The sequence below is a fragment of the Shewanella vaxholmensis genome, assembly GCF_031932135.1.
GTDB classification, from domain to species: domain Bacteria; phylum Pseudomonadota; class Gammaproteobacteria; order Enterobacterales; family Shewanellaceae; genus Shewanella; species Shewanella hafniensis.
Window position 1 is genome coordinate 22,401 of record NZ_JAUOEV010000033.1, and the last position, 11,048, is coordinate 33,448.

The following is an 11,048-nucleotide window of genomic DNA, read 5'->3' on the forward strand; positions in this document are numbered from 1 at the left end:
GAGTCTCAGGTAGACTCGGCAGCCTTATTTTAGGATTTCGCTGTTTCAGGATTTCACTCTGCATTTAGGATGACTATGGCCCTCAAAGCGACCGTGTTTAAGGTCAATTTACAGATAGCCGATATGGATCGGAATTATTACCAAGACCATCAATTGACGCTTGCCCAGCATCCTTCCGAAACCGATGGCCGCATGATGGTGCGTTTACTGGCGTTTATTGTGAATGCCAGCGAAACCTTAAGTTTCAGTAAAGGTTTGTGCGTCGATGACGAGCCAGAGCTGTGGGACAAAACCCTATCAGGCGAAATTGATCTGTGGGTTGAGTTTGGTCAGGCCGATGAGAAATGGCTGCGAAAGGCCAGTGGACGCGCCAAAGTCGTGCAGTTATTTACCTATGGTGGCCGCAGTGTACCCATTTGGTGGAAACAGAATCAGCAGGCGTTAGAGCGTTACCAGAATTTAACCGTGTGGAATATTGCCGAAGAGTCGGTCACGGCGATGGAAGCCTTTGTTGGGCGCAATATGGCATTGCAGGTTTCTATCAGCGAAGGCCAAATTTGGCTATCGGATAATGATACCAGCGTGTTGATCGAACCTGAAATCCTCAAAGATATTGCATAACATGTCTTGTAAAAAAGAGCCTGCGATTGCAGGCTCTTTTCATTTATTACTTTCATTTTTCAGTAATGAGTATTGATTGGGATTTATTGGAAGCTCAGCTCCCAGCTATCGATATAACCCACATCACCACGGCCACTGTCTACGGCTTTTAACTTCCATACGCCGTTCGAATTAGCACCCGTCATATCAGCGGTATAGCTCTTGTTGATATTGGCAGCACCTGCCCCTGTGTTGCTATGCAATGTAACTGTTTTACCAGAAGGGCTGATCAGCTGCACTTTCAAGTCACCAATATAAGGGTGGACTATGTTCACGACTGCAGTCACAGTGCCTGAATCACCTGTGCGAGTGACTGTGATTGGGCTAGTGATCCCAGCTGCTTTGTTATCAGGGATGTTGTAGTTATCAGTGTTGCTATAGCTTGCAGGCGTAGTCGGTGGAGTACCGCCGCTAGATGCTGTGTAGCTTGCTGTTAATGACACACCAGTGAAGGCCGAATAGCCTTTCAGCATGGCGTAGTAAGTGCCTGATTGGACATTGGTGATTGGGCAAGACTCGCTATTGCCACTTTTATATGGACGGCAATCATAGTTAGCTGTAGTCGGCGCTGCACCATATTGCACATACAAGTCCGCATCACCTGTACCACCGTTCATTACAAAGCCTAAGTTAGTTGCACCTTGTGGTACGTCAAAGGAGAAGTGCAGTTCTTCACTCGCTGCGCCGCCTAAGCCTGTTTTAGCCACACCGTTAACTAACACGCCATCGGTTGGTGTTGGATCAACCGGACCCGTTGGGCCAGTACAAGAGGCATCTAAGAAGGTTTTCGCGGCAACTGCATTGACTAAACCATAGCCATAGTAGTTGTCACGACCCGCAGTACCAAGATCTTCGGCGGTCATTTTCAATGCGTTACGAACTTGCGCGGCACTACACTCTGGGTGATAGCTCCAGACTAAGGTTGCAACACCTGACACATGTGGCGTCGCCATCGAAGTACCGTTGTAGTACTCGTAATCTTTATTACCTTGGTTGCTGACTGTTGCTGTCGCGCCCAATTGATTACGTAGTGCTAAACCTGTTGCGCGATCCACAGACACGGAAACCATATTGATTTCACTGTTAGCATCGACAAGGAAGGGGTTTTGTAAGCCCGGTAATGCCGCGTTACTGTAAACAATCGCCGCACTGGCACCAGCATTTTTACAGGCTTTAGCCGCATTGATTTCAGGGTAACTTGTGCCTTGATTGCCAACACGCTCCACTAAACAGATTTTATTGGTCATGTTGCCGCAGTTGAAGCTAGTTCCGCTGACGCTACATTCGGCAAGTGTGGCTGTCGCTGTGCCATTGTATGGCGCAGGCACATAGCTGCCGCCCGATGAAATAAGGCGATTATGTGGCACGACACCTGAATCAAAGTAAGACTGACCACCGATAGTGATATCGGCTAAACGGCCTTCGCCACGGGTAACCGTCGACAGAATCGCTTCACCTGGGCCAGATATTTCCACTTGGTTGGTGTATTGGGAAAATGCCGAGTGGTCTTTATGATTATCCACAGAGGCAACAGACATCACACCATCGTAGGATGCTGGGTAGCTGTGAGTGCTGTCACCTGCGTTACCCGCAGCGGCAATCAAGAGCACACCATTGTTATAATGTGCAGCCAGAGCGTTACGCTCAGTGGTGCTGGAACCCGCGCCACCTAAACTCATAGTGACAACGTTAGCGCCGTTGGCAACACAAGTATCTACTGCGGCCACTAAGGATGAAGAGTAACCCCAGCCCGATTCGTTAAACACTTTTACGACATGAATATTGGCAGTTTGATTTGGCATTACGCCGATCACGCCGTCATTGTTAGCAATCGCCGCAATCGTGCCAGCAACGTGAGTGCCGTGGGCGTTGTTGTTGCCCGGCTCAAACCAGTTGCCTGTACCTGAGTTATTGGTACCCGTGACATTGTTGCCACCCAATTCGCTGTGGCTACGGTCGTAGCCAGAATCGATAATACAAATCGTGCGGTTGCCCGCTTGGCTATCGCTTAACTGAGTCGCCCCCACAAAGGTTTGGCCCCAGGGAGTGCTTTCACTCAGTAAGTGACGCGGCATGTCTTCTTCAACATATTCCACATCGGCACGTTTTTTTAAGGTATTGATGCCGTTAGCATCGAGTTTGACCGAGTAGCTGTTACTGCGGCCGATACGCTTCATTTCCTTCGCTTGCACTTTATTCAATGCAGTGTGCTGGGCACTGATTTCCGCCATTTGTGGCTGATAATTCATCGTGCTTGGCAGCGTATCAGTTGTCGCGTCACTTGATTGCTGATCACTCATTGATTGCACATTACTGGCCGACATAATGGCCGCTGCATCGGCGTTTTTAAATTTCACTATGTAACGCTTTGGCAGTGGAGAGGTTTGTGCTTGTAATGCTGCGGCAAAACCTGGGGCTTGTGGTGCAGCTTGTACACCGGCTGAGATCGCAATAGCTAAGCTTGAAAGGCTTAACGCTATTTTAGTGGTTCTGTTGATTGTCATGTTCTTCTTCCATGGTCAATTTAGTGTTAATCATTATTATTTTATGTTTCATAAGAATAACTACGACTCAGATGCTACTCGGTTAGTGAATTTATCTGCGACTAAAGTATTTGTAAACCAATTGTTAATGGTATGACTGCTTGTAAAAAAACAGGTTTTATAAGCAGTTAATGTGAATATAAATTCAACATGTAACGAGTTGTAACCAAATTTTATTCAAATTTTTGTTTTTTTATGTGGTAAATATGAATAAGCGAATGCGAATTTACGGTCAATATGAGTACTTTATATTGATTTGTTGGTTTCCATAGTATTGAAATTTATACATATATTTTTTTGTGATTACAAATAACTAAATTTAGCTTTAAAGTTTAAGGATAATAATGAGATTTTCTCAAGTGATTGATTATGCGAAATTGTTGCAAAATCCTGTCAAGGGAGTGGCGGTTGCCAATTCATTGACGACGGTTAAGCCATTCACGCTAATTTGTTGAGGTGTTTTTTGAAGGGGAATGTGAGCGGCAAAACGAGAAGTGAAAGCATGCGATGTGGCTGTTAACGGTAAATGCTGAGTGTACATTATCCAAAATAGCGGCACAGGATATGAGCTACCACTGCAAACTCGTACATGCTTCAATTATGTTTGTGAGGCTAATTATGTCGATAACTTTCAATTAAAAATTTTAAATAATCTTATTTATTTTTCATCGTTAGAACAGTCTAAAAAATATATTCATTTAAATTATTATAACGCCCATTAGTGTGGCGTTTTACTTCTAATAATCTGCATATATAAGCTCGAATTTTTAGCATTTTCACAAAACTTGACATATAAGCATTTTGCCTAATAGCGTGTCTGTTGGATGGGTGGTAAGTTAAATTAATTCATGAGGTTAAGTTTTTTTCTTGTGGCATTTTTTAAGCGAGTGAGTGCACGAGTTTAAGGCTGTGCACTATAAATCCTAAATTGGAGTAAATAAAAATTATAAAAAATATAACATCTAAGCGGATCGTATTGATATCTTCTTCAGCTGATCATCTTCATATAGAGCTTGAAACACCACAGTTACTTGCTGAAAAATTAAATGCAATTGTTTCAAATGCTTGGCCTTGTGGCGAATACGATTGTGATGCAATGGCGTTTTTCCTTGCTTGCTATGAAAAGGGCGGTGAAGCAGCCCAAGGTTGGTATGGCTGGTATGCAGTTGATATTAATCCTGTTTCAGGAGAGAGAACGCTAGTTGGCTCTGGTGGTTATTTTGGACCTCCAGATAGTCATGGGATGGTTGAAATTGGTTATTCAGTGCTACCTGAGTGGCAGCGTCGTGGCTATGCTACAGAAATCGTTAATACACTCGTTTCCCATGCTTACTCTTTTGAAAAAACAAAGAACATTATTGCTCATACTTTAGCGGAAAATGAAGCATCAAAAAGGGTTTTGATTTCCAATGGTTTTAGTGAGACTGGCGTTAATGAAGGTCATCTACGTTTTGAACATGTTAGATAGTTAATTTTTTGCCATACATCAGCTCATTGATGTTACTTGTGTAGCAGCGAAAACGATTACTAATTTTTATCTGAATAGATTTACGCTAATAAGATACTTCAATATCTCGCCATTCGCCCGCCATCTTAGAAGTCTAATGTTGGGGTGGATAAAAAGCTTTTTATATAAAGCAATATTGATTGATAGGCTATTGCTTAAAGTAAGCTTATTCACTTAGACAATAAAAAAGCGCCTTAGGGCGCTTTTAGGGGTTAAAGCTTGAATGACTATAATGAGGTGACAGTGCTTAAGTGATTAACACTTGCTTCCCGCACTAGAGCCTATTCGATGGCGGTGAATTACTTAGCGGGCGTTTTTTGCGCCTCAACTAAGGTGGAATAACCGCCACCATTATAGGTTTGAGTGTATCCTGCAGCGACTAAGGCTTCGGTTGCGATACTGCTACGGCGACCACTGCGGCAATACAAGACAACAGGGGCATCTTTGGCGATGCCGCGCTTAGCAAACTCCTCTGCTACTTGCTCAAAGGGAATATTTACCGCATTGGCTAGATGACCTTCGGCAAATTCTTCAGGCGTTCTGACATCGAGCACCATAGCACCTGCGGCAATTTTATCCCATGCGATTACAGGATCTTGGTTGGCGGCGCTGGCCATCATGGGCATTAGTAGCAGTGGCATGAGTACCAGCGACTGCAGGCTTAACAGGGCTAAGCGCATTAGGCTTTGGCCCCGGGTTACTAGGTTGTGGGTCACTTTATCTCTCCTTGACGACTTTTTTGGCACACTTGTATTAGCCAAGCGGGTACTTACTCACCTAAATCTTAACTCTTAACTCTTAACTATTAAGTAGTGACTTTGTGTGGCTTAGCTTTGCTTGGCAATTTCAGCCTCTGATTTTACACCCAATTTGCGTAAAACCATGGCGGCAGGGCAAAAACCAGTAAAAGCACTTTGGAACAGGTTAGCGCCAACAAATGCGGTTAGCCACAGAAAGTTGTGGTGCATATAGGCGGTTAACACCAGTGACAGTAACACCATAAATCCGGCAAAAGCCATAATGCTGCGTTCTAATGACATACCTTACTCCTTGAGGCCATCTTGGTGATGGCCTTTGTTGTGGTTAGTTTTGTGTTTGTGTCTGTATCTGTATCTGAATAGTATTCATGCGGTTTTTCATTGCTGTGTAGTACAGCACTGGGATAACAACTAAGGTCAGTATGGTCGAGATAAAAATACCAAAGATCAGACTGATCGCTAAGCCATTGAAAATCGGATCATCAAGGATAAACAGCGCCCCAATCATGGCCGCTAATGCGGTGAGCATAATGGGTTTGGCCCGCACGGCACCCGAGTGGATCACTGCCCGCTCAAAGGGCACGCCGGATGCGGTTTCTTGATTGATAAAATCGACCAATAATATCGAGTTACGCACAATAATCCCCGCCAGCGCTATCATGCCTATCATGGACGTCGCGGTGAATTGCGCTGCGAGCAGGGCATGGCCTGGCATTACACCAATCACAGTTAATGGGATTGGCGCCATGATGATGAGCGGCACGAGATACGATCTAAACTGCGCCACTACCAAGAGATAAATGGCGATCATGCCGACCGCATAGGCGATGCCCATGTCTCTAAAGGTTTCGTAGGTGATTTTCCACTCGCCATCCCACAGCACGGCGACCGAGTCTAGCCCTGTGGGTTGGTGAATATAATGCTGATCAAACCCTAAGCCATCGGCGCCATCAATTTTGCCCGCCATGTCGAACATGCCGTAGAGTGGGCTGTCCAGTGGCCCCGACATATCGGCGACGACCATAATCATAGGGATCATATTCTTATGGATAATCGGTGCATCGATTTTGCCGCGTTTGATGGTTACCAGCTCAGACACCGGCACAGATTGCCCCGTTTGGCTCAGTAACTTCATATTCAGCACTTGCTCTAAATCGACTTTCGCATCTTCGTTTAATTGCAGACGGATCGGTATCGGTTGTTTTTGCTGGGCTTGATGTAAATAACTCACATCTTTGCCGCCAACGGAGGTGGCAATCAAGTCGACAATATTGCTGTAGGGCACGGCCATCAGGCTGGCTTTACTGCGGTCGATCATCACCTGCCATTTTTGCTGGGCAGCGGGCAAGAAAATATCGATATCGACCACATCTTTGGTTTCATGGAACAGCGCCTGCATCTCGTAAGCGGCTTGCTCGCGGATTGCGGGGCTTGGGCCATACACTTCGGCAACCAGCGGCGACCACACTGGCGGTCCAGGTGGCACTTCAACTACTTTGATATTGGCTTGATATTGCTCGCCAATTTGCTGCAGTTCGTCTCGCACCGATACCGCTATGGTGTGGCTGTCGCGTTTGCGGTGTTTTTTATCCACTAAGTTAACTTGAATGTCGCCAAGCTCTTGGCTGTGACGCAGGAAGTAGTGACGCACTAAGCCGTTAAAGTTCATTGGCGCGTTAGTGCCCGCATACAACTGCAGATGCTCGACTTCAGGGACTGTCGTCAGATAGCGACTCAAATCCTGTAGCACTCTCTGGGTTTGCTCTACGGGAGTGCCTTCGGGCATGTCCACCATAACTTGAAACTCGGACTTATTATCGAAGGGCAGCATTTTCAGCACCACGAGCTGACCGACGGGGAGCGCTACGGCGATACCGATCAACACAAATACGCCGGCAGCCAGTCCCATTCTTGCCTTACGGGCATTTTTCCCCAGCAGGAAAGGACCAATTAAGTGGGTGAAGAGACGCACCATCTTAGTTTCGGCTTCATCCTCGTGCGAGGCTTGGGCGCTATCGTGCTTGTCATTGTGTTTCAGCAGTTTACGACTGAGCCAAGGGGTGACGACAAAGGCAACCACTAGAGAAATTAACATGCCCATACTGGCGTTGATGGGAATTGGGCTCATGTAAGGTCCCATTAAACCCGACACGAAGGCCATAGGCAGCAAGGCCGCGATAACGGTGAACGTCGCCAGAATCGTCGGGCCACCGACTTCATCGACCGCCACAGGGATAAGATCACTAAAGGACTTTTTGCCGAGCGCCATATGCCGGTGAATGTTTTCGACCACGACTATGGCATCGTCGACCAAGATGCCGATGGAAAAGATTAACGCGAACAAGGACACGCGGTTTAAGGTAAATCCCCATGCCCAAGAGGCGAAAAGGGTGATCGCCAGCGTGACAATAATGGCCACACCTACGACTAAGGATTCGCGGGCCCCCATGGTTAAAAAGACCAGTACGACAACGGCGCTGGTGGCGAAAATCAGTTTTAAAATAAGGGTGTTAGATTTATCCGCCGCGGTTTCGCCATAGTTACGTGACACTGTGACTTCGACATTCGCGGGGATCAACACATTGTCGACCTTAGCAATCCGCTCAATGACACTGTCGGCGATATCGACGGCATTCTGTCCCGCTTGTTTACCAATTGCGATAGTGACGGCGGGATAAATATCGGTTTTATCTGCGTGCCAAACGCTCTGTTTAGGGATATCACTCTTCAAGCTGATTTCGGCAATATCCGCCAAATAAATCGGAATATGCTTGCTTTGTTTATCCTGATAGACACTGACAACTAATTGTTTGAGATCGTCTATGGATTGTAAAAATTGCCCAGCCTGAACTTTAATCTCTTGATTACCTTGCACTAAGGATGCAGGCATAGATACCATATTATTGTCATTTAGACTCTGTCTTAACTTGTCGTAGGTCAGATTAAAGCTGTTCATCTTGGCGGGATCGATGCGTATGTTGGCCACCATTTCGTGCTGGCCAACGGTATAGATTTCGCGGGTACCGGGAATGCGCTTAATTTCGGTTTCTAATCCAAGGGCGACATGGGTCAGTTGCTCGGCAGAGACTTGTCTGTCCTTTGACCACAAGGTCAAACTGACAATGGGCACATCATCGATGCCGCGGGGTTTAATTAGCGGATCGCCCACCCCTGCGCCTCTTGGCAATTTATCCATATTGGAATAAATCTGGTTGTACAGGCTGACGATGGCATCATTGCGCGCGACGCCGACCTTAAAGATGACGATAATCAGAGCGCCATCGGGTTGGGAGAACGAGTATAGGGTATCTATGCCTTTGATTTCGGAGATCACTTGCTCCGCAGGCAAAGTGACTAAGTTTTCAACTTCCGTAGGTGTCGCGCCGGGAAAAGGAATAAACACGTCGGCAAAGGTGACATCAATTTGTGGCTCTTCTTCCTTTGGCGTCACCAAAATAGCAAATAAGCCGAGTAAGAGTCCGAGAAGCGCTAATAGCGGCGTGATGGCGCTATTTTGGAAGGCGGCGGCAATTCGACCGGAAATCCCAAGTGTGGTCTGTGGTACTGGAGCATGTTTCATAAAACAACCTCGACAAAACTTAAGTCGCTAGGGAATTTATTGCTTTTTGTTGAGCAACACTTGGTAGGCATCAACGGCAACCTTGTCGCCAGACTTAAGGCCCGCCAGCACTTCGACCTCGCCATCTAATGGATTGGCGACACGGACTTGGGTGAGTACAAATTCTTCGCCCTTTTTAAGGTAAACGCTGCTCAGTTCGTTCATTGTCAGTAGCGCTGAGGTGGGCAGTTGGATTTTTTCTCGTTCGCCATTTTTAAAGGAAGCTTTTGCCCAAGTACCGGGTTGAAGATTAGCTTCATTTTCAGGCAGATTAATGCGTACTTGATAGCTGTGGCTGACGGGATCGGCAAAACTAAAAATAGTGAGATTCTTTGAAGTTAACTCGCGGCCATCACTTAGACGGACGAGGAATTCGGGGGCATTTTTCAGCTGATTGATATAGCGCTGCGGCACTTGGGTAATGGCGCGCATTTGACTCGCAGAAAACCCTGAAAGTAGCGCTTGTCCTGGGCTCACCGTTTCACCCAGTTCGACAAAACGCTCTGTGACTACACCACTAAAAGGCGCTGATACCACAGTGTATTTTAAGGATTCGCTGGCTTTGATGACGCGGGCTTGCGCTGCGGTTACGGCTTGTTCTGTGGCCTTAGCATTGGCGGTGGCTTCGTCCATCGCGCCCTTAGAAATCGCGCCTTGGGGGAATAATTCTTTATAACGTTTATATTGCGCCTGTGCTTCGACATTCAATGCTTTGGCTTTAGCTAAATCGGCCTCAAAGCTTGCCAGTTCAGCGCCTTGCTCTTTACTGGTGATCTCCAGTAGGGCGGCTCCCTCTGGGACAACATCGTTAACATCGTAGTTGAGTTTGACAATACGGCCAGAGGTTTGCGCCGATACAGTCGCCGCTTTTACTGCTTCTATGGTGGCATCTAAGGTGACCCAATTGGCGTAGGGTTTAGTTAAGACTTCGATAGTTTCGACTGAGGCAGCCTGGACTTGAGTACTGGCAAGTGCCAAGAGTAAGAAAAATGCGCGAGAAATTGACGTCATAATTTATATCATCCCAGATGTAATTCATGAGTAAATTCTAATGGAGTTATTTTCAATAGGCAATCAATATTTATTAGAAAAATTTAATATAGTGTATTTTCCTAATTTAGGAATAAGGCCCATAAGTGCCTTATTCCCATCGTTTCAGTGAGTTCCGACTAAGCCTAAGATTTAGTCATTTAAATAGTAGGTGAGTGTGGACACAATGCGAATTTGTTTAATGTAAGGCGTGCTGTTATCGCGATCCGAAATAGTAAACTGGCCTTGACTGGCGGTTTTAATTTTTCCGAGGCGAGAATCTGAATCCTTAGCAAATTTTTCCGCCACTTCACGGGCATTTTGAGTCGCTTCTTGCACCATCACAGGTTTGACTGAATTGAGATCGGTAAACAGGAATTCGGTGCGATTGTCATACTCTTGGCTGGCGATCGCTATGCCTTCCTTCACTAAGCTAATCATCTGCTTACGAGTATTGAGCATTAAATCAATTTGCGGGGTATAAACCGACAGGTTCACCTTTGCCGAGTAACGGTATCTGACGTTGGGGTCGACGTAACCTTGTGCTTGGCGATCTTCAATTGAAGGTAATGAAATCGTAATTTCGCTATCGCTAAAGCCTTGTTCCTTTAAAAACGCCACGACGCGGTCGGTTTTTTGCTGAACCGTCTCGTAGAGTTTAGGCAGATTATTATCAACCTCAGTGAAATTGATTGGCCAAATCGCCACATTGGCTTTGACTTCTTTTTCCGCTAAGCCCTTGACTGTCACTGTGCGTTCCATGGCTTTCATCTGCAATAATGCTGTGCTCGCTGTCTGACCAACATACACAAGCCCAGCACAAAGGAAACCGCCCAGCAGCAGGGCAGGAAGGATGTTATTTTTTTCCATAAAAAGAATCTCTTGATTAGATAAACTCAGCCTAAGATACCCAATAAACCTAAGTCATGCAC

At 46.1% G+C, this 11,048-nt stretch carries 8 protein-coding genes; 2 read left to right on the plus strand and 6 right to left on the minus strand.

Annotated elements, in window-relative coordinates:
- Positions 1 to 75 precede the first annotated feature (75 nt).
- Positions 76 to 621: a YaeQ family protein gene (locus tag Q4Q46_RS20290; RefSeq protein WP_311906908.1), complete on the plus strand. Its 546-nt coding sequence runs from the start codon at positions 76 to 78 to the stop codon at positions 619 to 621.
- Between the two features lie 83 nt (positions 622 to 704).
- Here Q4Q46_RS20290 and Q4Q46_RS20295 read toward each other — a convergent pair whose 3' ends face one another.
- Complete coding sequence (locus tag Q4Q46_RS20295; protein WP_311906909.1) at positions 705 to 3,164, minus strand: S8 family serine peptidase; 2,460 nt, start codon at positions 3,162 to 3,164, stop codon at positions 705 to 707.
- A gap of 1,015 nt (positions 3,165 to 4,179) precedes the next feature.
- Here Q4Q46_RS20295 and Q4Q46_RS20300 point away from each other — a divergent pair.
- On the plus strand, positions 4,180 to 4,671 hold the full coding sequence (locus Q4Q46_RS20300; RefSeq protein ID WP_259564130.1) for a GNAT family N-acetyltransferase: 492 nt from the start codon (positions 4,180 to 4,182) through the stop codon (positions 4,669 to 4,671).
- Positions 4,672 to 5,009: 338 nt separating this feature from the next.
- Here Q4Q46_RS20300 and Q4Q46_RS20305 read toward each other — a convergent pair whose 3' ends face one another.
- The 5 genes from Q4Q46_RS20305 to Q4Q46_RS20325 all read right to left on the minus strand — a co-directional run bounded on the left by Q4Q46_RS20305 (position 5,010) and on the right by Q4Q46_RS20325 (position 10,986).
- On the minus strand, positions 5,010 to 5,426 hold the full coding sequence (locus Q4Q46_RS20305) for a rhodanese-like domain-containing protein (protein WP_311906911.1): 417 nt from the start codon (positions 5,424 to 5,426) through the stop codon (positions 5,010 to 5,012).
- A gap of 111 nt (positions 5,427 to 5,537) precedes the next feature.
- A complete protein-coding gene (locus Q4Q46_RS20310; protein ID WP_311906912.1) occupies positions 5,538 to 5,750 on the minus strand; it encodes a YgaP family membrane protein in 213 nt (70 codons plus the stop codon).
- Between the two features lie 43 nt (positions 5,751 to 5,793).
- A complete protein-coding gene (locus tag Q4Q46_RS20315) occupies positions 5,794 to 9,048 on the minus strand; it encodes an efflux RND transporter permease subunit (RefSeq protein ID WP_311906913.1) in 3,255 nt (1,084 codons plus the stop codon).
- 36 nt (positions 9,049 to 9,084) lie between these two features.
- A complete protein-coding gene (locus Q4Q46_RS20320) occupies positions 9,085 to 10,098 on the minus strand; it encodes an efflux RND transporter periplasmic adaptor subunit (protein WP_311906914.1) in 1,014 nt (337 codons plus the stop codon).
- 171 nt (positions 10,099 to 10,269) lie between these two features.
- Positions 10,270 to 10,986 carry an SIMPL domain-containing protein gene (locus Q4Q46_RS20325; RefSeq protein WP_006082262.1) on the minus strand — a complete coding sequence of 239 codons (717 nt, stop codon included), beginning with the start codon at positions 10,984 to 10,986 and terminating at the stop codon, positions 10,270 to 10,272.
- Between the last annotated feature and the right edge of the window lie 62 nt (positions 10,987 to 11,048).